At 55.2% G+C, this 23441-nt stretch carries 17 protein-coding genes; 1 reads left to right on the top strand and 16 read right to left on the bottom strand.

Annotation, left to right across the window (positions count from 1 at the left end):
• Window positions 1-40: 40 nt before the first annotated feature.
• The 12 genes from era to AC3ZPD_RS13285 all read right to left on the bottom strand — a co-directional run bounded on the left by era (window position 41) and on the right by AC3ZPD_RS13285 (window position 9838).
• The gene (era, locus tag AC3ZPD_RS13340) at window positions 41-940 is read right to left on the bottom strand and encodes a GTPase Era (protein ID WP_490984782.1); all 900 of its coding nucleotides are present in this window, start codon (window positions 938-940) and stop codon (window positions 41-43) included.
• Window positions 941-965: 25 nt separating this feature from the next.
• Complete coding sequence (locus AC3ZPD_RS13335; RefSeq protein ID WP_490984781.1) at window positions 966-1403, bottom strand: cytidine deaminase; 438 nt, start codon at window positions 1401-1403, stop codon at window positions 966-968.
• Between the two features lie 17 nt (window positions 1404-1420).
• A complete protein-coding gene (locus AC3ZPD_RS13330) occupies window positions 1421-1795 on the bottom strand; it encodes a diacylglycerol kinase family protein (RefSeq protein WP_490984780.1) in 375 nt (124 codons plus the stop codon).
• The gene (gene ybeY / locus AC3ZPD_RS13325) at window positions 1795-2292 is read right to left on the bottom strand and encodes an rRNA maturation RNase YbeY (protein ID WP_490984779.1); all 498 of its coding nucleotides are present in this window, start codon (window positions 2290-2292) and stop codon (window positions 1795-1797) included. The genes AC3ZPD_RS13330 and ybeY overlap by 1 nt, the downstream gene beginning before the upstream one ends.
• Window positions 2264-4549, bottom strand: coding sequence for an HD family phosphohydrolase (locus AC3ZPD_RS13320; RefSeq protein ID WP_490984778.1), 2286 nt, complete (start codon window positions 4547-4549; stop codon window positions 2264-2266). Before AC3ZPD_RS13320 ends, ybeY begins: the two co-directional genes overlap by 29 nt.
• 193 nt (window positions 4550-4742) lie before the next feature.
• Window positions 4743-5711, bottom strand: a complete 969-nt coding sequence (locus AC3ZPD_RS13315) for a PhoH family protein (RefSeq protein ID WP_490984777.1) — start codon at window positions 5709-5711, stop codon at window positions 4743-4745.
• Between the two features lie 6 nt (window positions 5712-5717).
• Window positions 5718-6899, bottom strand: coding sequence for a sporulation protein YqfD (yqfD, locus tag AC3ZPD_RS13310; protein ID WP_490984776.1), 1182 nt, complete (start codon window positions 6897-6899; stop codon window positions 5718-5720).
• Window positions 6896-7189, bottom strand: a complete 294-nt coding sequence (gene yqfC / locus AC3ZPD_RS13305) for a sporulation protein YqfC (RefSeq protein ID WP_490984775.1) — start codon at window positions 7187-7189, stop codon at window positions 6896-6898. The genes yqfD and yqfC overlap by 4 nt, the downstream gene beginning before the upstream one ends.
• Before the next feature lie 232 nt (window positions 7190-7421).
• Window positions 7422-7865: a GatB/YqeY domain-containing protein gene (locus AC3ZPD_RS13300; RefSeq protein ID WP_490984774.1), complete on the bottom strand. Its 444-nt coding sequence runs from the start codon at window positions 7863-7865 to the stop codon at window positions 7422-7424.
• Window positions 7866-7880: 15 nt separating this feature from the next.
• Entirely contained in the window at window positions 7881-8054 is a 174-nt protein-coding gene (rpsU, locus tag AC3ZPD_RS13295; RefSeq protein ID WP_005547957.1) for a 30S ribosomal protein S21, read from the bottom strand.
• A gap of 280 nt (window positions 8055-8334) precedes the next feature.
• A complete protein-coding gene (locus AC3ZPD_RS13290) occupies window positions 8335-8700 on the bottom strand; it encodes a histidine triad nucleotide-binding protein (protein ID WP_490984773.1) in 366 nt (121 codons plus the stop codon).
• A gap of 346 nt (window positions 8701-9046) precedes the next feature.
• Window positions 9047-9838, bottom strand: coding sequence for a PaaX family transcriptional regulator C-terminal domain-containing protein (locus tag AC3ZPD_RS13285; protein ID WP_490984772.1), 792 nt, complete (start codon window positions 9836-9838; stop codon window positions 9047-9049).
• Between the two features lie 269 nt (window positions 9839-10107).
• Here AC3ZPD_RS13285 and AC3ZPD_RS13280 point away from each other — a divergent pair, with 269 nt between their 5' ends.
• Entirely contained in the window at window positions 10108-10785 is a 678-nt protein-coding gene (locus AC3ZPD_RS13280; protein ID WP_490984771.1) for an MBL fold metallo-hydrolase, read from the top strand.
• Between the two features lie 236 nt (window positions 10786-11021).
• On the opposite strand, the gene AC3ZPD_RS13275 is transcribed toward AC3ZPD_RS13280, so the two are convergent.
• The 4 genes from AC3ZPD_RS13275 to addB all read right to left on the bottom strand — a co-directional run bounded on the left by AC3ZPD_RS13275 (window position 11022) and on the right by addB (window position 23426).
• Entirely contained in the window at window positions 11022-14432 is a 3411-nt protein-coding gene (locus AC3ZPD_RS13275; protein ID WP_490984770.1) for an AAA family ATPase, read from the bottom strand.
• A complete protein-coding gene (locus tag AC3ZPD_RS13270) occupies window positions 14429-15616 on the bottom strand; it encodes an exonuclease SbcCD subunit D (RefSeq protein ID WP_490984769.1) in 1188 nt (395 codons plus the stop codon). Before AC3ZPD_RS13270 ends, AC3ZPD_RS13275 begins: the two co-directional genes overlap by 4 nt.
• 80 nt (window positions 15617-15696) lie before the next feature.
• Window positions 15697-19896: a helicase-exonuclease AddAB subunit AddA gene (addA, locus tag AC3ZPD_RS13265; protein ID WP_490984768.1), complete on the bottom strand. Its 4200-nt coding sequence runs from the start codon at window positions 19894-19896 to the stop codon at window positions 15697-15699.
• Window positions 19884-23426, bottom strand: coding sequence for a helicase-exonuclease AddAB subunit AddB (gene addB / locus AC3ZPD_RS13260; RefSeq protein ID WP_490984767.1), 3543 nt, complete (start codon window positions 23424-23426; stop codon window positions 19884-19886). Before addB ends, addA begins: the two co-directional genes overlap by 13 nt.
• Between the last annotated feature and the right edge of the window lie 15 nt (window positions 23427-23441).

Raw genomic sequence — 23441 nt, 5'->3', positions numbered from 1 at the left:
CGAGCCTGCTTAACTATTCGCCCTAATAACTGGTAAAAGCTTAATCGCGGTTAAAGCCGAGATCGCGCAGCACCCGATCCTGGTTTCTCCAGTCTTTTTTAACCTTTACCCACAATTCCAGAAAAATTTTCGAACCGAGCAGATGCTCGATATCTTTGCGCGCAAGTTTGCCGATTTCTTTGAGCAGCGCGCCCTGCTTCCCGATAATGATGCCTTTTTGCGAATCCCGTTCCACAAAGATCACGGCCGAAATGTAAACGACTCCGTTCTCCTCGACGCGCATATCTTCAATCGTGACCGCAATGGAGTGCGGAACCTCTTCGCGGGTCAGGTGGAGGATTTTCTCGCGGATGAGCTCGGCGCAAACAAACTGCTCCGGATGGTCAGTCACCTGATCTTCCGGATAATACTGCGGTCCTTCGGGCAAATATTTGGCGATCTGATCCAGCAGCGTATTTACGTTATTGCCGTGCATGGCCGAAATCGGCACGATTTCCGCAAACGGGTACAGCTTGTTGTAGGCTTCGATCATCGGTAGCAGCTCTTCCGGGGTAATCTTATCGATTTTGTTCAGCACCAGAATAACCGGCGTTTTGATTTCCTTCAGCCGTTCGATAATATAACGGTCTCCGCCGCCAAAACCTTCCGAGGCATCGGCCAGGAACAAAACCGCTTCCACTTCGCCAAATGTATTCAGGGCGGTCGTGTTCATGTAATCGCCAAGCTTCGATTGGCGTTTATGAATCCCCGGCGTATCCAGGAAAATAATTTGCATATCGTTTGACGTGTAAACGCCGTGAATTTTATTCCGCGTCGTCTGCGGCTTGTCCGACATGATCGCGATTTTTTGCCCGATGATGTGATTCATCAAGGTGGACTTGCCGACGTTCGGACGGCCCACGATCGTAACAAAGCCAGATTTAAATGAGGATTTCGCCATAATTTCTCCTTTGCGCTAACAATTCTTAAGACTGGGCTTCCTTCAAATGGGAAGGCACAAACGCATGAGGCAGCAGCTCCCGCATGGTCGTTTCCATAACGTCCCCCTTCAGGTTGCCCAAAATCACCGGCATGTCCAGCCCGCCAAGCTCGGCGAGCACCTGCCGGCATACGCCGCACGGCACGATCGGCTCGTCCGTGTCGCCCACAACCGCAATGGCTTTGAAGCTGCCCGGACGGCTGCCGTCCGCAATAGCGCGGAACAATGCAGTCCGCTCGGCGCAGTTCGTCGGGCTGAACGCCGCATTTTCCACGTTGCAGCCGTGATGGACCTTGCCGTTTTCATCCAGCAGAGCGGCCCCGACCGAAAAATGGGAATAAGGCACATAAGCATTTTTATAAGCTTTCATCGCTTCCTGAAGCAGCTCTTTGTTATCCATCTTTATTTTTACCTCGCTTTTCAAGTTCAAACTTCCGATCGTCAGCCCCAGCCAAAATAAGCGCAAACCGGAGAGTAAAAAAGCACGATACCGATCAATACTGAAAAAAAGGCGGCGATCAGCACCGCACCTGCGGCTGTATCTTTAGCAATTTTAGCCAGCGGGTGCCATTCATCCGTCACCAGATCCACCACCGTCTCCAGAGCCGTGTTAATCAGCTCAAGCGCGATGACCGAGGATATAGTCAGCATGAGGAGCACCCAGCTGGTCGGCGGCAGCCGGAAAAGGACCGCCATGGCCGTGATCACTATGGCCACTGCCAGGTGCGCTTTCATATTCCGCTGAGTACGAAGGGCGTACCAGATGCCTGCGGCGGCATAACGGAAAGTGAACTTCCACCTAGGACGCGGCTTCATCAGCGTACCAGACCCACTTGGGCGAGAACAGCCTCCTGTTTGCCCATCATTTCCGCTTCGCTGGCTTCATCCTGATGATCATAACCAAGCAAATGCAGGAAACCGTGCACAAACAGAAAACCAAGCTCACGTTCTAACGAGTGGCCGTAGTCTTCGCTTTGTTCCTTGGCCCGTTCTACGGAGATAATAATATCCCCCAGCATGTCCGGGAACATTTCGGCCTGCTCGTCTTCCCCGAGCTCATAAATGATCTCCGGTTCCTCATCCAGGCTTTCGTTCATGGCAAAGGAGAGGACATCCGTCGCGCGGTCAATGCTGCGGTAATCCCGGTTAAGCTCATGAATCTGTTTATTGTCGACAAAGGTGAGCGCCACTTCTCCTTCCTCGATCCCCTCGGCTTCCGCCGCTTTCTGAAGCAGCGTATCCAGCAGGGCGATCAATTCGTCGGAAATGTCGAACTGCTCCTGTTCATTGCTCCACGCCAGATGAATGGCCATCTTTTTCACGCTCTTTCCCATCATTATTCTTGTTTGGCTTGACCTCATCCGGATATTCGATCCGGGAGTGGAAAATGCCCATCACCGTTTCCTTCAGCGTCTGTCCGACGATATCAAGCTCGCGCATCGTTAAATCACACTCTTTAAACTGATGGTCGTCCAGACGGCTTTTTATAATTTTTTCAATCATCGTCTCCACCTGGTTTACCGTCGGTTTATGCAGGGAACGGACGGCCGCCTCCACGCTGTCGGCAATCCCGACAATAGCCGCTTCCTTTGTTTGGGCATTCGGGCCCGGGTAACGGAAATCGTCCTCCGTAAAATCAGGCTCCATGCCCTGCTCCTCGGCTTGTTTTAAAGCCTTGTGGTAGAAGAAATGCAAAAACGTGGTGCCGTGATGCTGCTCGGCGATGTCCCGGATCGGCTTCGGCAGCTTATATTCCTTCTGCATTTCCACGCCGTCCCGCGCATGGGCGATAATAATCGACTTGCTGAGTTTGGGATCGATGAAATCATGCGGATTTTCCATCCCGTTTTGATTTTCGATAAAATAACCCGGCCTTTTCGTTTTCCCGATATCGTGATAATACGAACCGACACGGCATAACAAACCGTTTGCGCCGATAGCCTCGGCAGCCGCTTCCGACAAATTGCCGACCATTACGCTGTGATGATAAGTGCCCGGCGTTTCCGTCAGCAGCTTCCGCAGCAGCGGATGATTCGGATTGGACAGCTCCACCAGCTTTAAGGCTGACAGGATACCGAAGGTCACTTCAAAAAACGGCATCAGGCCAAAAACCATAATCGTCGCAAGCAAACCGCTGGCAAAAGCAAAACCGACCGCGTACAAAATATTGGTCTGGTCCCAGCCGTTCGAGTTAATCATAATCAGGATGCCCACCAGCAGGGCCCCGAAGAACGACACCATGACCCCTGCTTTCAAAATCGAAGCGCGCTGGCTGGCGCGGTGAATCGTAAAAATCGATACAAATGAAGTCACAAGCGCAAACAATCCGTAATAAAAATCAAAAATCTGTCCCTGATGCAAATTCAGCACGATGCTGGCTACCACGGACAAAACGACCGAGGAGATGTAAGCCAGCGGCACATCCAGCAGCAGCGTGATTAACATAGCGCCGACGGCCACAGGAGCCAAATACCCCATATACGGCCTGCGGTCATTATGAAGCAGCTCCAGCAAATGCATCGACAGAATCGTAATCAAAAAAATCAGCAGCAGCATCGTAAGCTGCGAATTGTTATATTTGTAGCGCGCGCCCGACTCCGGTTGTCTAGTCGACATATAAAGTCCGACTGTAAGCAAAATGGACAGCAAAGCTACGCCAACTTGAGGCCAATAGTTGACTTCGTTTTTCAGAAGATCATTGTCCTTCAGAAGGGTGTACATTTCCTGGGTAATGATTTCGCCTTTCGAGACGAGCACATCCCCCTGCTTGATATAGACAGGCGCCGTGTTTTCCCGGGCTTTGACTTTGGCTTCCTTCGTCGCATCTTCATCATAAAACTTGTTAGCCGTAATGACATAACGGGCAAGCTCCTGCACAATCTCGCGGGAAATCCGCTTGCTGAGCGAGCTGGAGCTGACCTGTTCGGCAACCTTCACCCGCGTGGTTTGCGCTTCGGTAGCCGGGTCATACATCAGCCTGCTCACGATATCCGAAGCCACGGGTTTCATTTCGGCGATATCCTCAGGCGTCAGCTGGGGCAGTTTAACATAAGTTTCTTCCGAAATATGATACATCTGCTCGTTAATGCGGGTCCTCACCTCATCCAGGAAGGTTGAGGAATAATTGCCGGCATTCCGGCTGGACATAATGAAATTCTGAATAAACGTCTGAAAAATTTGCGGCAGATCCTGCCGGTAAATGGAAATTTTATCTTCCTTGGAAACCTGGTCGTCCTGATTGATCCGTGCAATTTGATCCAGCATTTCGGTAATGATCGCTTCATTGCGAAGGGAGATTTTGGTGTAAACCGGTTTCTCGGCTTCCGCGGCTTCCTCTTGCGCTTTTAAAGTCGCTTTGGTGTTCTGGATCTGCATCGGAGCCAGAATTTCTTTCTCGCTCGGCATATTCACCGCAATATTGTATTTCTCTGGCAGCAGCTTAGGCGCAAGGCTGACATATAACAGGATGAACAGCAATGCGAACAGAGCATAACGCATTCCTGCGCTATGCCGCCAGCCCGCCATCTTGGATTGTATGGAGTTGCTATTATTGTCGCGATTTGAGGTCATTCGAAACAGCCCTCTCTATCCTTTTGAAATTTGCCCCCGGTCAATCATCCGGAACACCGGACTCGAACGTTTCTTCTCATCTTGGCTCCCCCAGGGTCCCCCATCATTCCATTGCTGCAGGGGGGTTATCTCGCTAGATACATAGACAGACTGTCTTTTATTCGGCTGGCGGTCTGACCGTTGTTATGACGGATCAGCCGTTATCGATAGCCGCTTCATAAGCTACAATGATTTTTTGAACTAGGGAATGGCGCACTACATCCGACTCGTTAAAATACACAAACCCGATTTCTTCGATCTGATTCAAAATGGAGCTGGCCTCGATGAGGCCGGATTTTTTGCCCCGGGGCAAATCAATCTGCGTCATATCGCCAGTAATGACCATTTTGGAGCCGAAACCAAGCCGCGTCAAGAACATTTTCATCTGCTCGGGCGTCGTGTTTTGGGCCTCGTCCAGTATAATAAAGGAATCGTCCAGCGTTCTTCCGCGCATGTAGGCCAGCGGCGCTATTTCAATCAGCCCGCGCTCCAGCGCTTTCGCCACCTGATCCGGACCCATAACGTCATACAGCGCATCGTATAAAGGTCTCAGATAGGGGTCCACCTTCTCCTGCAGGTCCCCCGGCAGGAAACCGAGGCTTTCCCCGGCTTCCACGGCTGGGCGGGTCAGCACGATTTTTTTGACCGAACCTTCCTTTAATGCCGATATGGCAAGCACGACGGCCAAATAAGTTTTCCCCGTGCCCGCCGGACCGATGCCGAATACGATATCCCTTTTCTTGATTAAGGTTACATAGTGATTCTGGCCAATGGTTTTGACCCGGATCGGCTTGCCGCGAAACGTAACGGCAATTTCGCCTTTATATAAATTAAGCAGCTGGTCCGCCCGCAAATCGAGCGCAAGATCGACGGCGTACGAAACATCACGTTCCGTTAACACATATCCGCCGCGGATTAACTCAAGCAGCACCTCAAAAAGCTGCTGGACCGCCATCGTCTCCCTGTCGCCGCCGCGTATCGTAATCTCGGATTCGCGCGACACGACCTGCACGTCGATTTTTCCTTCCACCAATTTCAGGAAGATATCCTGGGGACCAAACAAAGAAAGTCCTTCTGAAGCGTTTTTAAGCGGGATTCTGATCACAGTCTGTTGTTCTGCCAAATATACTCATTCTCCTTGATCTTGGACTATAGGAACCTCTTCCGCGATATTCTGCTCTACCTCAAACAATACTTTCATATAAACTTTACCATTCTCTGTCTTCTCATGCAAAATTTTTTCCTCCTTCACGAAGGAATCCGCGCCGTTTTTCGCCACAATATCCCGCTTGGCCTGGGCGAGTCCCGCCGCTTTGGCCTGCTCCGCCGTTTGTTCGATTTCAATGTCCGCCTTCTCCATCACGTGTTCGCTCATCCAGCCTATAGGGAGCTTCCACTTCCGCCAGGTGAGGGGGTCCGTTTCCGTATAGGTAACGCTTTCGGCGAATTTGTTTTTGCCGTAGCCGGTCAGTTGAATGGCCGTGTTTCCGAAATACAAATAACCCTTCGTTTTCTGCTCTCCGCTAAGGACGCTTTTTTTCTTGACGAGCGGGGCTTCGATATTGTATTCGTGCCAAACCAACCCCCGGACCTCTCCTTTGGACACAACCGCTTGGCCGGCCTGATAACCCGAAATGAGGAGGCTGCCTTTTTTGACCCGGTCGTTCTTGGCTACCTTCGGATACCCTTTTTCCGCATAAATATAAGTGATTACCGCATCCGATTTGCTTACTAAGTTGCTCGGGCTGCTGAGCTTCTGGTCCTTGGGTTTCGTCGCCTCCACGACCTCAATCGTCGCTTTGGTTCCATGAATCGTAACTCCGACCCAGGAGGTGCCTTCCAGTTTCCTCGTCAAGGTTTTGGATAGCTTGTCCTGTTCGGGAACCTTGAATCTCCATTGAAAAGGATACAGCCCTTCCTCTTTGGCGGCCTGCTTGATATCCTCTGCCGGGATCTTGACGTTGCCCTTCACCTCTACGTCCCAAACCATGGAGGACATGAGAGCGATGGCCATTACAAAAAAGACGATGCCTGCCACAAACCATTTTCGCCGCAGCACGCGGAGCGCAAGGAACGGCAGGCCTTTTCGGCGTTTCACGTGCATCCGGCAGCTTGTCTGCCTCAGAAGCGGACGAAGCTTAAAAAAATCGCCAAGCATGACGCTCAGCTCCATTTTCCTTTCCGGCAGGGGTTTGACCTCCCAAACCCCTATCCCCTGTTCCGCGCATTTATTAATCAGCTGCTCCAAATCGCCGCCGCGGATTTCGAGTCCCACCCATCCGCGGAGAAAACTAAAGGCCGGTTCATTCACGGCTTCTCCCCCGTTCCACGATACTTGATTTCTGCGATATCCCCTTCAACCATCACTTCTTGGGGCATAATGGTCTTGATGACCAGATCTTTTCCCGTTACTTCGAGGCCGCCTTCGCTGAGCGCCAAGCTTAACCGCTCTTCCGAAAAATGCAGAACGCCCCTGTGATTCTCAATGAGCAGCTGTTTTCCGCCGACAAGCGTAAGTCTGGGCAGCTCAAAGACGAGATCCCCCGGAAGACCCATCGCATCAACGGTCCATTTGCGAAATTTGCGGGTAATGCGGCTCATACGAGGCAATCCTCCTTCCCCTATGCTAAAAATTATGCTTGGGACTCCGAATTTATGAAAAACACCTGAAGATTGATGGCATTCGCAAGGAAAGGTTAAGCTGCAGAGAAAATCGTGGAAGTGAAACCGGGGGAGAGCCGTTGGAAGACAGCAGATTAACGCGGGCACGGTAAAGGAAAAAGAAACAGCAAAAAACGCCCTTCTTCTCAGAAGGGCGTCCTGCTATTCGCTTTTATTGCAGCAATTGCTGAACTGCCTGGTTTACAAGTTTGCCATCCGCCCGTCCTTTGACTTTAGGCATTAGCGCACTCATTACTTTCCCCATGTCGGCTTTCGAAGAAGCACCGGTTTCCTGGATGGTCTGCTGTACAATTACTTTAATTTCTTCTTCGGTAAGCTGCTCGGGGAGGTACCGGGCAATAATATCAATCTCGGCATTTAAGTTATCTGCAAGATCGTCTCGGCCTGCTTTAATAAAATCCTGGAGGGCATCTTTGCGCTGTTTGATTTCACGACTTAGGATATCAAGCACTTCATCATCGTTCAGAGTTCTCTTCAGATCTATTTCAAGATTCTTGATCGTAGCACGAACCATACGAATCGTGGTGAGTTTGAACTTTTCCTGATTCCTCATCGCCTGCTTCATATCTTCGTTTAATCGTTCGCTAAGATTCATGAAGTTCAGATCCTCCTAGAACTTTCTCTTACGAGCAGCCTCAGACTTTTTCTTGCGTTTCACGCTTGGCTTTTCATAATGCTTGCGTTTCTTCACCTCAGCCAGGACGCCGTCCTTAGCAATGGAGCGCTTAAAGCGACGAAGTGCAGCATCGATTGTCTCATTTTTGCGAACTTTCGTTTCAGACACCAGTTTTCCCTCCCTCCGACCAGACCGTCCAAGAGCATAACACGGTTCATCAATCTTCATTATAGGTGAAGAGAGAACCTAGGTCAACTATTCTGAAAATAATACCTGTCTCCCGATTTCGACGAGAGTCGGCTGAACAGTTCCAGTCCCCCTTTGCAGCTCTTCAAAAACTGTTAAAAGATTTTTTGATAACTTGACAACAACCAACAATTTTCAATAATTTCCTTCAATTATCTTCTGTTTTCTTTGCGTTTTCTATTAAGCCTAATCCCTAATCAGCCTACTCGGCATGAGAAGCGGAAATTCCCGTAAGCGCCCCCAGCTTGGCCCCTCCAAGCAGGTGGTAATGCAGATGGAACACCGTTTGTCCTCCGTCCGGCCCGCAGTTATTGATCAGTCTGTAGCCCGTTTCCGCAATCCCCAGCTGTTTGGCGGACGTTTGCGCAACCTTGTGCAGCCTGCCGATCAAAGCAAAATCCTCGCCTTCCGCGTCATTCACGGAAACAATATGTTTCTTTGGAATCATCACCGCATGGACCGGAGCGGCGGGCTGAATGTCGTGAAAGACCAGAAACTCGTCGTCTTCATAAATTTTGTTGGAAGGAATATCTCCGTTTACGATTTTGCAAAACAAACAGTTCTCCATAATTAACGGCCTCCTGAGATTTATGTATTGAAATCGAACACGGGTGCCGGAACCCGCACACCGGCAGCCCTCTGCTTCCTATCATACCAGAAATACGGCAAAAAAAAGAAGCACCCGGCACTCCCGCTCAGGGGAGTGCGTCAGACGGACGTATGAGCAGGAGCGGCAAGAGAACTAAACTCTAACCCATACGTCCGTCCAGGTAGCTTCAATGAGTAATGTCGGCTTAGCTGTATTATAACAGCGCCTTTAAACTGTATCTGTGATATGGATCACATCAAGCTCGGACACATTCGACCTCCATCAAGCGGCCAGAAAACCCCTCTTTAGACCACAAATCCCGCTTTCAGTGCTTAAACCGGGAATAGGGGCTTCCGCTCGGAATAGCCTGGGACAATGCCTCGTACCGCTCAAAAAAAGTATCCAATATTCCAGGCGCCGTCCAGCCTTCGGGAAGCAATTCTCCCGGAAGCATCGGATCGGCGAGAAACAAATCCGTAATCGCCTCTCCAAGTTCAAGATACAAGGAAAAAAGCTCCAAATCCGAATTCCCCTGTGCTAATACCCTCTTCGCCATAGGATTAAAAACCTCTTGAAACCAGTTCCATTTTTCTTGATAGGTTTGTTCCAGGCTACCAAGCTTCCAAATATGAAAGGCTTTCTCTTTCGTGATCCGGCCCAGCTGAAAGGTACCGTTAAAGAGCGATACTTTCCCTTCCAGCTCCAAATTTCGGATGCTAGACAAAACTTCCTCCTCATAATTCCAGGGGGAAATATACACGCTGTTATATAATAGACCAAAACCGTACTGCAGGATTTCAACGCGAAACCGGTCCCGTTTCTTTCTTTCCCCTTCCGGAACCTCCAGCATGACCGTTTGCCAGGTGCCGTTCCATTTTTCGCTATACCGGTGCGGCTTTTGGTTGATGGATCGGATAAACGCCCTTCCCGATTCCGTTATCTGATAAACCGATCTGGAGGGCGAAAGGACATAACCCTCTGATTTCAGCCGAGATAACGAATTTCGGACATAAGTGGCAGCATAATTCCGTTTCTCATAAATTTTGATGAGTTCCTGAATCCCCATGCTTTCCGCCCGGCCAAGCAGATACAGCATTTGCTTTTCTATCGATAACAAAGCCAACAACTCCTTAAAGAGGTACAAAGAAAAGGCAAACCCTCGCTTGACAGCATTTGCCACTGAATATATCATAAATTCAAACGTTCGTTTATAAAAATAATACATTTATTTACGAGAATGAATGTACTTTTTATTAATTGGATTATAGCAATTCTATTACAGCCTGTTGGCATTCACAAGAGAACGACAGATGCAAGAAGGACGAAAGAAAAAGGTATCGTTTGGAACAGGAAGCGATCATTCTATTATTTGGAGGAGAGAAAGCCATGACAACAGCCACAGGAATCAAACCGTTAAAATTAGAAATGACCTCCCGAGGAAACCCATTCATAGCCCATGCTGCCCTTTTATGGGACGAGAACGAAGTCATTTTGGTCGACGCCGGCCTGCCCGGCCAGCTTCAAGTAATCCGGGATGCGCTTGCCAAGGAGCAGTTCTCCCTGGATCAGCTGACGAAAATCATCATCACTCACCAAGACTTCGATCACATCGGCGGTTTGCCGGAGCTGATCGCGGCGACTGACGGGAAGGTCGAAGTCATCACTCATGAGCTCGGGAAACCTTATGTCCAGGGGGAAGTGCCGCTGCTTAAAGGCGGATTCCCTGCACCGCCCACCAAGGTAGGAGCCATCGTAAAGGACGGCGATACGCTGCCTTACGCCGGCGGCATCCAGGTTATCTTTACTCCGGGACATACACCGGATCATATTTGTTTGTACCATGCGCCGAGCAAAACATTGATTGCAGGCGATGCGCTTATGGCGAACGGGGAAGAACTGGGGCTGTCAAGTCCTGAATACACTTTGGATATGCCCGGCGCCCTGCAGTCTGCAGCCAAACTGCTTAACTGGGATATCGAAACGGTCATTGCTTATCACGGCGGCGTATTTACCGGACAGATCCAAGAAAAGATCGCCAAAATTGCCTCGGGTGAACAGGGTTAACCAAAAGGATGACCGAAGCCTGCCGGCGAACAGGCCGGAATCGAAGAAATCTATGAGTAACTGAAAAATACATCTAAAAAACCCAGGCGCGGCCTGTCGAGAGGTTCGGCGCCTAGGTCTGTAGATAAGTTGGCACTCCATTGTTGAATAGAATGCTGTTCACCGAATCAGCTTCTGCAAAAACTATGGAGTGCTTTTTCAGTTTTCACAAAGTCCTGCTTGCCTGAAAATCAGCATTAATATTTCTCAAGCCGGATGCGGGAGCCTTCGCCCGCATGTTCAGCCGGCTCCACGATCAGCTTGCGGGGCAGCCGGTCGCGCAGCTCCGCTACGTGGCTGATAACGCCGACGGAAAGATGATCATGATGCAGATGTTCCAGCGACGTAATCACCGTGTCCAACAGCTCAGGATCCAGCGTGCCGAAACCTTCATCCAGGAAAAAGAATTGCAGCGGATATTGGCCCCGCAATTGGATTTGAGCGGATAAAGCAAGCGCCAGGGCCAGCGAGGTCAGAAAGGTTTCGCCCCCCGACAGCGTGGAAACCGCTCGTTTTACGCCGCCGTTGGCGTCATCCCGGATAACAAAACCTCCGCCGGAGTCCGTTTCCAGCGAATAACGCTGTTTGGTCAGAAATCGAAGCCGCTGGGAAGCGGCCTGGCTGACATGGACCAGTTGTTCTTCCGCTACGTATTCCACGAACGCATTGCCTCGGAGCGTGCCCTGAAGTTTACCAAGCAGCCCGCTCTCATGCTCCAGCCCGCTGCGCTGCTGTTCAAGCTCCTGCCACCGGATATGCCGTTTCTCCACATCCTCCAAATCCCGCTGCGCTTTCGCTTTCTCCTGCAGGGCCAGCTCGTCATTAGCCTGGCCTTCCTGGAAGATGCGCTGGACTTCGTTCCATTCCTCCTCAGAGAGGGTTCTGCCGTCCAATCGCTGTTCCAGGTCGCGCAGCGTCACTGCCAGCTCCTGCTGCTGCTTCCGGTGCTGCTGCGCCTGACGGGCCAGCTCTTCTGCTTCGTCCGGACGCATGGCGGCCTCCGCCGCCTCCTGCTCGGTCGTAAATGGAGAGTCCGTCAGCGCCTGCAGCCAGCGCCGCTCCTGATCGGCCGCTTGTTCCGCAGCGGCCGCAGCCGCCTGACGGGCCAGCACATCGGCTTGGACCGCTTCGTTCCGCAGCTGCTGCGCGGCAGCCAGCTGCTCCCGGGCAAGCTTTGCCGCCGTTCGCAGCCGGTTCAGCTTCGCCTCGGCGGCGGACAGCAGCGCTTCGGCAGGTTCCCCGCCCGTCAGGGCAACAAGCCGTTTGCTTTTCTCCTCAATCAGCTGAAGGCCGCCTTCAAGCCGGGTTGAACATTCAACCAGCTCCCTGTCCAAGGCCGCCAGCTGCTCCGACAAGACGCGCAGGCTGCCCGTCTTGTCATCGATGAACGGTCCGCTGACTTCGAGGCGGTGCCGGATATCGTCGGCCTGCAGATCCTTGGCCTGCAGGGCCTCGTAGCTGCGCTGCAGCTCATCCGGGGTCATACCGGGATGAGCTGCAGCCCATTCGGCTGTACGGCGCTGCACGTCAGCCTCAATCGCGGAGCAGCGGGCCTTCTGCTGCTCCGCCTGGGCCGCGGCTGCCTGCTCCTCGGCAGCCGCCAGGGCGCAGCGCTGGCGCAGTTCGGCGCCGGCGCTGCGCTGCCCGCGGACCCGGCTCTGCAGCGCAGCGAGCCGGGCTCCGCTTTCGCCGTGCGCGGTGCGCAGCGCGGCGAGCCGGCTGCGGGCGCTCTCCGCGTCCAGCGGAGCGCCCGGCCGGGCGGCGGCGGTCTGCGCAGCCGCCGCCGCTTCGCCGGATGCCGCCGGGTCTGCGGCGGCATCCAGGCTTTCCAGGGCCGCGCGCGCCGACTCCAGGTCGCGCGCGGCCCCAAAGCGCTGCTCCCGGCATTCCGGGAGCAGGGAAGCCACGGCCCGGAGCTCCGCCTCCAGGGCCGACGTTTCCCCGGCGCCGTGCACGGCCGGCGCCGGGTGCTCCAGCGAGCCGCACACCGGGCAGGCTCCGCCCTCGTGCAGCTCCTGGGCCAGGCGCACGGACCAGACATGCAGCTCCTGCTCCTTCAGCTTCTGCTGGAGCAGCGCTTCTCGCCGCTCGAGTTCTCCGGCGATCACCAGCAGCTCCTGCTCCTGGTCCTGCAGCTCCGCGGCCAGCTGTACGGCATCTGCAATCGTCGCCTGCCGCTCGGCTTCGCCGCGCGCCGCATTGTCCGTTAGCTCCCGGAGCTGACGAGCCGCCTCTTCCTGTTTCCGGCGCAGCTGCCCGGCCTCCAAACGAGCCTGTTCCAGCTGCTGTACGGCGGCGGCCAGCGTTTCCCTGCGCTGCATACCCTCCTGGAGAAGACGGCGTTCGGCCGACTTCACCTCAAGTTCTTTCAGCTGCTGCTCCAGTTCCTTACGCCGCTGCACCGCTTTGTTCAGCAGCGTTTCTTCTTTCGCGGCCTCTTCGGCGGCCAGCTTCCTCTTCCGTTCGATCTCCTGCTGCCTATCCAACTGGAGGGCATGGTCGGATTGAAGCTGCCCGACCTCCGTCTGGAGCAAGCGGGCCTGCTCCAGCTGTTCCAGACGGCGGAGCAGCCCCGGCTCCTCCTGCCCCAAAGCTTCATCGGCAGCAGCCGAAAGGCCCGCGGATTCGCCCGCCTTTGCTTCGGCCGACGCGGCATTCGCAGCAGCGGCCTCGGCGGCAATTGCACGTTCACGGGCTGCAGCCAAGGTTTCCTTCCAGCCGTTCAGGATCGGCAGAAGCTGCTCCGCGGCTTCTGCGTGACGCAGCTTGTGCTCAGCCGCCTCGATGGCCGGATCATTAGCGGCCAGGCGGGCTTCCTCCGCCGTCAGGCGCTGCTTTTCGTGGAGCAGCTCGCGGATTTTAGCCGCTTCTTCCGCCCGGCTCCGGGCTGCCAGCAGACGGCTGCGGGCCGCTTTGGCCGATTCGTCGGCCGCAGTCAGCCTTTCCGCCGCCGCTTTGACCGCTTCTTCAGATGCCATTCCGAGCCCCTGCTGCTCAGCGGTCAGCTCTTTGAGCCGGCCCTCCGTCTCCTTAACCCGCCGACTGAGCTTAATCGCAAGCTGGTCTCCGTATTTCTCCAAATGGAACAGACGCTGCAGCATCTGCCGGCGCTCGCTTCCCTTCAGCGAAAGAAATTCGGAGAACTTGCCTTGCGGCAGCACGACCGCCCGGGTGAAATCGTCCATTTTAAGTCCGATTTTATCTTCCACGCAGCGGTTCACCTCGGCCAGCTTGTCCGCTACCACGGTTTCGCCCTCGGGCTTCATTGCGACGAACCGGCTGATCGTGCAGCTTACCGACTGCTCCCCGGTCCGTTTGAATCTCCGTTCGACCCGGTACCGGCTGCTTCCCTTCGGGCCGGTCAGTTCAAACGTAAAAGCGACGAACAGGCTGTCCTCGGAGTGATTCATAATCCCCTGGGTGCCGTTCACCGCCCGTTCCACCTTGCCGTAAAGCGCCAGCGTCATCGCATCCAGCAGCGTTGATTTGCCGCTCCCCGTCGGTCCGAAGATGCCGAACAGACCCGTTTCGCAAAGCGCCGTAAAATCGATTTCCTGGCTTTCGCGGTAGCTTTGCAGCCCCGATAATTTAAGCAAAATCGGCTTCATTCCGCATCCTCCTCCCCGGCCGCGGCCGCTTCGTCTTCAGCCAGCAGGCTCATAAATAACCGGACCAGCTCCTCCCCAGGCTCGGCCCCCCCGCTTTGGCGCTGGTAAAACTTCCGGAACAGCTCATCGACCGGCATCTGCGACCGCTCCGCCATCGTTTCCTCAATCGACGGACTGCCCGGATATACAGGCCGGATATGTACAAGCCCGTCCCGGCTTTTGCGCAGCGTTCCGATATCGCCCATCGACATCGCTTCCGTCAGGGAAAGCTCCAGATCGATAAAAGCGTTAGCGTCGCGTCCTTCCTGAATCCAGCGGTAGACCTCTTCCAGCCCGCCCTTGCACACCCATTTCACGAGCGGCCTGCCGCTGCGAAGAAAAACCTCCTGCGGTTCGGCCGGCTGGCCGGGCTTAAGATCGAGCAGCATCACCGACTTGGCTTGTCCCGCTTCCGAAAAGCTGTAGGCCAGCGGGGAGCCGCTGTACCGGATTACCCCTTCGCCTTTGACCAGCTGCGGCCGGTGCAAATGGCCAAGAGCGGTATACTGCGCTCCGATCTGAAAAGCGGACGGATCCACGGTATACGCCCCGCCCACTTGAATCGGGCGTTCGCTGTCGCATTCCAGCCCTCCAAGCACATAAAGATGGCTCATCGCCAGGTTGACCGTGTCCGGCCGAAAGGAGGACGCCAGCTGTTTCATCAGCTGGCCGACCCGCGCGCTGTAGGCGAGGCGCAGCTCCTGCTCGTCTCCGTCGCCCGCTAAAAGCTCCTGCAATCTTGCTTCCGAAGGATAAGGCAGGGCGGCAATGACCGCCTCCTCGCCTGTTCTGCCCGTACGAATCCGTACCGATTGATTTGTCGGCAGGCCGGTCAGGCTGATCCCGCGGGTTGAAACAAGCGGCGACACCGAAGAGACGCGTTCCGGCTGGTCATGGTTACCCGCGATGACCGCCAGATGGCGGCCGCCTTCGCTAAGCCGAGCGGCAGCCTCGTAGAACAGCTGCTCGGCCGCTGCCGGCGGATTGACGCTGTCATAAACGTCTCCCGCCATCAGAATCAAATCCACCTGCTCGTCCCTTACGATCTCGACCAGCTCATCCAGAAACTGCTCCTGCTCGGCCAGCCGGCTCCGTCCCTCAAGCGTACGGCCCAAATGCCAGTCCCCCGTATGCAAAATGCGCATCCTTTTTTCCTCCTACTTCATTCTATTCCCAAACATCTCGCGGCTTGTCCAGCCGGAGCCGCGTTTAAAGCTTCACGGTTCTAACCGATCTGCACCGCATCCCCGGAATCAAAGAAATACAGCCATTTCTCGGCTACCTGCTCCCGGGTAATTTCCTCGACGGCTCTAGCATAAAGCTCCAATTGGATCCGGTAACGTTCCTTCAGCATTTCCAGCTGTTGTTCCCTCGCTTGGGCAGGCACGTAGTCGCTTTTATAATCCAGCATGATCAATTTGCCGTTTACTTTGAACAGGCAATCGATGATCCCCTGCACGATAACTGTTTCCTTCTGCAAATCTTTGATTACGGCCAGATCTCCTTCGGATCCGGCTGTTTCGGCTGCCGCTTCGCTCTGCCGGCCGGTTAAAGCCGGCGAAAAATGCGGGTAAGCCTCCGCAGCCTGCATCGCATACGTAAACGGCAGCTCCTTTTTCACCCATTCGGCACGAAGCAGCCTTTGCCCGAGCTCGCTGTCCAAAAATCCGGCAATTTTGTGCGGCTCCAGTTCCCCTGTCTGTTCCTGCGGCAAAATCCGGTCAGCCTCCAGCCTGCGGAAGGTTTCTTCCACCAGTTGAAGCCCGTCCCTTCCCGCTTCCTGCAGCGGCAAATGCTGCATGACCGTATGATAAGCCGTGCCCCGCTCGGTCCCGGACATTTTCCGCTGCTCCATAAATTTCGGCCGTCGCAAACGAAGTTTGGAATCCCCGCCTGTCTGCCCGCTCGCCGGTTCTAACGTTCCTGCCGCCATCCCGTAGAGCTCTCCGGTCCGTTCTGCCAGCAGCTCAAGACCGTCCGCTGCCGGCGAATCTTCCGAAACAAGCCGCGATTTCAGCTCGGTCACCGTCGTTTTGGCAGCCACACGGCTGCTCCATTCATTCGGGTAAGACCACTCCAGTCTGCGGGCAACCTCGGCAAACACCGCAGGGCGGACGAACGGTTTTTCTCCGCCGGCATTCGGCCCGTCCTCGTCTTTCTCAGGGTTATCCTCTATCCGGTTAAAGGCAGGACTATCTCCATGCTCTTCGATTCTACCTCTTTCGTCTCTACCGTATTTGTCCGTTCTTCCGGCATCGTTTCTCCCCGCATAATCCGCGTATTCGCTGTCGTCATCCACCGTCAGGTCTCCGGCTTTAGACAAGCCGGCCGCCGACAGCAGTTCCCGCAAGGCTTCATCGCTGCGTGATGCCGGCACCAGTGCCGATTCACGCCCCGCTGCCGCCGCATAAACCACGTCCCGGGAAGGCACAAACAGGAACTGCCAACCCGGGCTATCTTCACGATGGGGCAGCAGTCGATGCCCTTCGGCGCTTAATCCCGCCCATTCACGCAGCGCCCCGGCAGACGGATGCCGGATCAAAGCCGGACCGATCCAGTCCAGATAGCTGCGCCCGCGGGCCAGCAAATAGTCCGGGAGAATTTCCTCGGCCCCGCTGAGCGACTGGCTCCAGTTCACCGCTGATTTCTCCAGATCCTTCACCGCCGATACGAGGATCAGCTTATCCTTCGGCCGAGTCAAAGCAACGTACAGGATTCTCATTTCTTCGGCAATCAGCTCCATCTGGCTCCGTCTTCGAATCGCCAGGTTCGGCAGCGTCGGGTAGCTTACCCGGGTATTAGGATCAACGTATTTCGGACCGAAACCCAGCTCCTTATGCATCAGGAAAGGAGCGTTCAAATCCTGGCGGTTGAACATTTTCGACAGGCCGGCCACAAACACGACCGGGAATTCCAGCCCTTTGCTTTTGTGGATGGTCATGATACGGACCGTATCCTGATCGGCTCCGCCAACGGAAGGAGCGCCCAAATCGCCGCCCGTATCCTTAAGCTTGTCGATAAATTTGAGGAAACTATATAATCCGGGGGTCCCGGACGTTTGCTCGAACTGTTTGGCCCGGCTGTACAACGCCTCCAAATTGGCTTGTCTTTGCGGGCCCCCCGCCAGACCTCCAACCCAGTCTAGATAAGAGGTTTGCCGGTACACCGTCCAAATCAGGCGGCTGAGCTCACCTTCCCGGGCCATCCGCCGCCAGCCCTCCAGCAAAGATAGGAAACGTTCCAAACGTACGTATAATCCGCTTGGTTCCGGCTCTGCCAGCTCGGCTTCTTCCATCCAAGCCAGCAAAGCTTCATAGAACCCGGAGCCCGAGCGGGCCAGCCGGATGCGGGATAATTCCTCTTCATCCAATCCGACAATTGGAGAACGGAGGACGGAAGCCAGCGGAATATCCTGGCGTGGATTGTCAATGATCTGCAGCAGCGACAAGGCGATTTCAACCTCCGACGCCTGAAAATAACCCTGATTCACTTCCCCGGCCGCCGGAATGCCTTCCATTTGCAGCTCCTGAATCAGCATCGGCGCCCAGCCAGAGGTCGAGCGCAGCAAAATGACGATGTCCCCAAGCACTGCGGGACGGGAGCCTTTCAGGCTTTTATCGTAAACCATGAGCGGAGCTCCTCCTTCGCCGAGCAGGCCGCGGATGCGGGCCGCTATTGCCCGGGCTTCCAGACGGACCGCCTCGACATCGGCGGCTTCCTCTGCTTCCGAATCCTTGTCGGCTTCTCCATCCGCTTGATCCGTGCCGGCAGCTTGATCGGCATCCAGACCCGCATCGCCGCCGCTTCGGTCAATCAGCATCAACTCCGGTTCATATTGCGGTAGCCCTTTCTCGGCCTCAGGAAACAAATCGCCGTAGATCAGCTCGGCCCGTTCATCATAGTCGATTTCCGCAACCGTCCGGTTCATGATCTGCCGGAACAGCATATTTACGGCACCAACCACCTCGCGGCGGCTTCTGAAGTTCCGGGCCAAATCGATTCTGAGGCCGCTTCCCGAGAAATCGTCCCCATATTCCCTATATTTCTCAAGGAACAGACCCGGCTCGGCCAGCCGGAAGCGGTAAATGCTCTGCTTGACGTCGCCGACCATAAACCGGTTGCCCGTATCGGGCCTGGAAATCAGCTGTACGATGGTCTCCTGGACGGTGTTTGTGTCCTGGTATTCGTCCAGAAGAACTTCCTCATATTGGGCCTGATATTCCAAAGCAGCGTCGGAAGGCAAAATACGGAGCGGCGTTGCGTCCGGGTGCAGCAGGATACGCAGGCAATAATGCTCCAAGTCGGAAAAATCCAGCCAGCCGCGTTCCTTCTTCGCTTCCGCGTAACGTTCTCCGAATTCAATAACAAGCTCGGCAAGCCCGGACATAAGCGGGGCCGTGTCGTGAAGCTCGGCGACAAAGTCCTCCGCCGGTCTTCCGAACAGCTGCTGCCGGAGCTCGTTCAGCGATTTTTTCGCTTCCTCCCGCAGCGCTTTTACCCTTTCCTGAACGGCCGGGTCGGTCTGATCCTTCTTCACCGGTTTCAGTTTCCCGAAATTTGCGGCCTGAAATACCGGATGCAGGTCTTTCCAGGAGCCGTTCAATACCGCGTTCTTCAGTTCAAGCACCATGTTCAGGTCTTCCTCAAGCGAGACGGCGTACGGAGCCGGACCCGACGGCGACAAGGCCAGCGCCTTGCCTTGGGACAGCAGGTTGAGGATCCCTTCCAGCGACAGCAGCGTATCCTGGGTAATGCTTTGGATCCAGGTGCTGTTCTCCAGGGAATCTACCGTCGCATTTGCAAAGGAAGCGGCCATGCCGCGAAGCCAGAAATCGGGCCAAGGATGGCTGCAGGAGAAATCATACAGCCGCTGCACAAGCCGGAACGCACCTTCGTCGCTCCGCTCGCCGCTGAACCATTCCACCAGGCTGAAGAAAGCCTGGCCGTCTTCGGCGCCGTATTTTTCCTCGAACAATTCCTCCAGCGTCTCCTGTCTGAGCAGCTGTGCTTCATGCTCCGAGGCGAGCCGGAAACCCGGGTCGAGCGGAATCATCGTGTAATACCGCTGGATCACTTCCATACAGAAGGAGTGCAGCGTGGTGATCGAAGCCCGGCCCAGCATCGCCAGCTGCCGCTCCAGCTGTTCGTTAGGCTCGCCTTGCTCCAGCAGGCCTTCCAGCGCCTCGCGGATGCGATGGCGCATTTCCGTCGCCGCCGCTTTGGTGAAGGTGGCTACCATCAGCCGTTCAATATCGACCGGATGCTCCGGGTCGGTGAGCTTGCGGATAATCCGTTCCACCAGCACGGCGGTTTTGCCGGAACCCGCGGCTGCCGCAACCAGGATATTGCCGCCGGACAGCGCAATCGCGTTCCATTGGTCATCGCTCCAGTAACTTCCAGCCGGTTTTGGAATTACAGGCTCCATGGCGATTCCTCCTCTAACGTGCTCCAAATCCGGTCTTTGCCCGGTTTGGCCAATAATTTATAACGGCTTTCGTCCGAAGGTTCGATTTGGCAGACCGACTTGAAGGCACAAAACGTGCAGGCGGTCTCCTGTCCCAACCGGTAAGGCTCGATGGATACATCCCCTTCGGTAATTCGGGTGCCGATGCCGCGAATCGTCCGTCGTACGGATGACAAAAGAACATTCCACTGTTCCGGTGTCGTAACCGCGGCGCTGCTGTAAAACCCGCCGTCCGCCTTAACGGCAACGGGCAGGATGTCCGAATGGCCTTTCTCCAGCTTGTTGTCCATCATCAAAGCAATATCGCGGTCCGCCGTCACCAGGCCTCTCAGCTTAAAACGCTTAAGCATTTCCTGACGTGCCTGTTCAGGCGACATGCCGTTGCTGCTTTGCAGCAGCGGATTATGGACGTGAAAATAAAGCGTTCCGGCCGGTTTGGCCGGACTGCCAAGCCATTCCTCGGCCGAAGACAAAACGACGTCCAGATAGGTCAGCATTTGCAAAGCCAGCCCGTAATAAACTTCATGCAGCTTCAGGTCGGTCTGGCTGGATTTATAGTCGATCACCCGCAGCAAAATCCCCTGCTCGTTTTCCGCCATATCCACCCGGTCCACGCGTCCGACGATCTCCATGACGCAGCCATTCTCCAGTTCAAAGGTCAGCGGAGGCAGCTCTTTGCCTGGGCCGAAGTCCAGCTCGAGCCCAACCGGCTCGAAGCTGCCGCGTTTGGCCTGCTCGCCAAGGATCAGCGAAGCCCGGCCGACGATATTTTTCAGCTTGCGAGTAATAAAGCCATACCGTTTGGAGCTAAGCAAAATTTCCCCTTGCAGCTGGGGTACCAGCTTGTCCACGACCGCTTCCGCCTCCCGCACGCATTCTTCGGGCGTCAGGCTGGACCAGCTGCGGTTGCTGTCCTTGAACGAAAGGGCCATCGCGCTGAGCGCGGCATGAAACAGCTGCCCGATGTCCGGTGCTTTCAGCCGGTACAGCTGGCGCTCCTTCAGTTTCAAACCATGCGATGCAAAATGGGAGAACGGGCACGCCGCAAATCTCTCCATCCGCGATACGCTTGTGCGCAGCCGAGTGCCGTACAGCCTGCGGCTCGTCTCTTCCGTAAGCGTCCGCGTGCCGTTGCGGTAATCGAGCGACTGCAGCAAATAATCCAGCTTATGATAAAAATCCTTACTCCGGCCGAACCAGGCGATAGCCCCGTGCCAGACCGGGGACAATTCGGCTCCTGCCCGCCACTGCCGCAGCTGTCCGACCAGCGCCGACAATGCCGGCTCCGGACCGGCTACATACTCCAGCTGCACGTTCTCAGGCAGCGCAGCCGGAGGTACAGGAGAGACAAGTTTTTCCTCCAGGGAAGGGAATTTCAGCTTCAGGTCACGGATAACCTCGGAAGGCAGCAAAGCTTTACCCTCTTCATCTGCAGCAGGATAAGAGATCCATAGGGATGACTCCGCAGAAGATAAAATTTGGTAGATCATAAAACGCTCATCCAGCAGCTTTCTTGCCGTCCCCGGCTCCAGCACCAAACCGGTTTCGGCCAATCTGCTCCGTTCCTGATCCGTCAAAATGCCCTCCTCCTGATAAAGGGCAGGCATGACGCCTTCGTTTACGCCCAGCACAAAAACATGTTTGGCGTGAACCGAACGGGTCCGGTCCGCACTGCCGACCAGTACCTGGTCCAAAGACGGCGGAACAAGCCCCAGCTTAAGATTGCGCAGGCCGGTGTCAAGCACTCCGGCAAACAAGCGGGCGTCCAGGCGTTCTTCCCCCATCATTTCAACAATTTGGTCCAGCAGATCCAAAACGGCTCCCCAGACGGACCGATGCTCCATCGCCCGCTGCGGCTCGCCGGCAGCAGCCGCTTCCTCCGCCAGGCAGTCCAGCCGTTCGGCAGCCGAAACCTGCTCCAGCAGCCCAAATACGGCTTCGCACATCTCTCTGGCCGTCTTGCTCCGCTTCATTCGTTTCTCGAACAGGGACAGCGGTTCGACTACCGCGTCCTTTGCCCGCAGAATCTGGTTCAGCTCCTCGTCGCCGCCTCTTTGGCTGGAGGTTTCCGGCGAATCTGCCGCTCCTCCGGTTTCCCCCGGCTCCAAAGAGAGATTCGGTTTCCCTCTCCAGGCTTTTTCACGGTTCCAGCGCGCGCCTTCGATGCCCGCAGCCATGACGTAGTTCTCCAGCACGTCCATGTCTTCGCGCGTCAGGCTGCCGTCCAGGGGCAGCAGAAAATCCGTTTTGACGCAGCGGAAAACATCTTCGATCTTCCAGAAACGTTTAACCACGTCCAGCGCTCCCCGCACCAGTTCGATCAGCGGATGGGCGGCCATGCTTTTGCGCCGGTCCATAAATACCGGAACTTCATAATCACCGCAGATCGGCTCGATCAAATCCGCATAGTCCTCCAAATTGCGGACGTATAAAGCCATATCCCGCCATCGGACCTGCTCTTCCCGGGCCAGTCTGACCATTTCGCGGACGGCCGCCTCCACTTCGGAACGTTTGCCCGGGGCCGACCGGAGCCGCAGGCTTTGCTGCAGATCCTCCGGTTCGTCCTGTTCGCGGACCCGCTTCCTTGTGCCGTAGATTGATTCAAGCAGGCTCAGCGTTTCGCTGTTCTTAAATCGCGGGTAAGGCCGCTCGTCCATAATTTTATCCGGCCATACCGCCATCCCCGCCGATTCGGCCAAAGCCCGCAGCTTCATATACGTAACAGCCGAGGTGTAAAACAGATTCAGTTCGTTCGGCGGACGCGAAGCGTCATACGGCCGGTCTAACGTCAGCGCCACGTTTACGCGCACAGCCGCCTCCATCAGCCTGCCAAGCGCTTCTTGTTCCATAGGCGTAAACGAATGGAAGCCGTCCACCCATATTTCCGAGCCCTGCAAATAAGCGGAACTCAAAGCGCCTTCGGCCAGCTTCCGGACATGGTCCTCCGCATCGATATACAAGCCGGAAAGCTCTTTCTCGAACTCTCCGAACAGCAGCTGCAAATCATGCAGCTTGTTCCTGAGCAGCGGCGAATCGCCCCCGGAAGATTCCAAAAGCCGAAAATGCTGCCCCAGGGAAGCGGCGTCCGCCCCGTATTTTTTGGTTTCCGTATAAAGGCTGTTCAGCTTGTCGATCAAACCAAGCGCCCCGCCGGCGCTGCCATACAGCTTTAAATCATCCTGTAGCCCGCGCATAATGCGGTACAGCAGCATCTTTTTCCCTTCATCGCTGATCGGGATCAGCGCCGAGCCCCCCGTCTCCTGCATGATCCGGTAAGCCAGACGTTTGAAGCCCAGCACCTGGACGCGGACCGTTCCCTTTAATCCCGGAAAAGAAGCGATGGCGCGCTCCAGCTGAAAGGTCGCCTGCTCGGGAACCAGAATGATGATAGGCGGACCCATAGGGTCCTCCTGCAGCCGTTCACGGATTTGATCCAGCATATATCGGCTTTTGCCGCTGCCGGCCCGGCCGATAATCAGTTGAAGTGACACTTAGGCATCCTCCCT

The organism is Paenibacillus mobilis, from assembly GCF_058267595.1.
The sequence above is the reverse complement of the archived record's forward strand: the minus strand, read 5'-3'. Positions and strand labels throughout refer to the sequence as shown.

What these genes read in the sequence shown, in the direction of transcription:
- era (WP_490984782.1), bottom strand. Translation starts at nt 940, where the DNA reads ATGGCGAAATCCTCATTTAAATCTGGCTTTGTTACGATCGTGGGCCGT.
- AC3ZPD_RS13330 (WP_490984780.1), bottom strand. Translation starts at nt 1,795, where the DNA reads ATGAAGCCGCGTCCTAGGTGGAAGTTCACTTTCCGTTATGCCGCCGCA.
- ybeY (WP_490984779.1), bottom strand. Translation starts at nt 2,292, where the DNA reads ATGGCCATTCATCTGGCGTGGAGCAATGAACAGGAGCAGTTCGACATT.
- AC3ZPD_RS13320 (WP_490984778.1), bottom strand. Translation starts at nt 4,549, where the DNA reads ATGACCTCAAATCGCGACAATAATAGCAACTCCATACAATCCAAGATG.
- yqfC (WP_490984775.1), bottom strand. Translation starts at nt 7,189, where the DNA reads ATGAGCCGCATTACCCGCAAATTTCGCAAATGGACCGTTGATGCGATG.
- AC3ZPD_RS13300 (WP_490984774.1), bottom strand. Translation starts at nt 7,865, where the DNA reads ATGAATCTTAGCGAACGATTAAACGAAGATATGAAGCAGGCGATGAGG.
- AC3ZPD_RS13290 (WP_490984773.1), bottom strand. Translation starts at nt 8,700, where the DNA reads ATGGAGAACTGTTTGTTTTGCAAAATCGTAAACGGAGATATTCCTTCC.
- AC3ZPD_RS13280 (WP_490984771.1), top strand. Translation starts at nt 10,108, where the DNA reads ATGACAACAGCCACAGGAATCAAACCGTTAAAATTAGAAATGACCTCC.
- AC3ZPD_RS13275 (WP_490984770.1), bottom strand. Translation starts at nt 14,432, where the DNA reads ATGAAGCCGATTTTGCTTAAATTATCGGGGCTGCAAAGCTACCGCGAA.
- AC3ZPD_RS13270 (WP_490984769.1), bottom strand. Translation starts at nt 15,616, where the DNA reads ATGCGCATTTTGCATACGGGGGACTGGCATTTGGGCCGTACGCTTGAG.
- addA (WP_490984768.1), bottom strand. Translation starts at nt 19,896, where the DNA reads ATGGAGCCTGTAATTCCAAAACCGGCTGGAAGTTACTGGAGCGATGAC.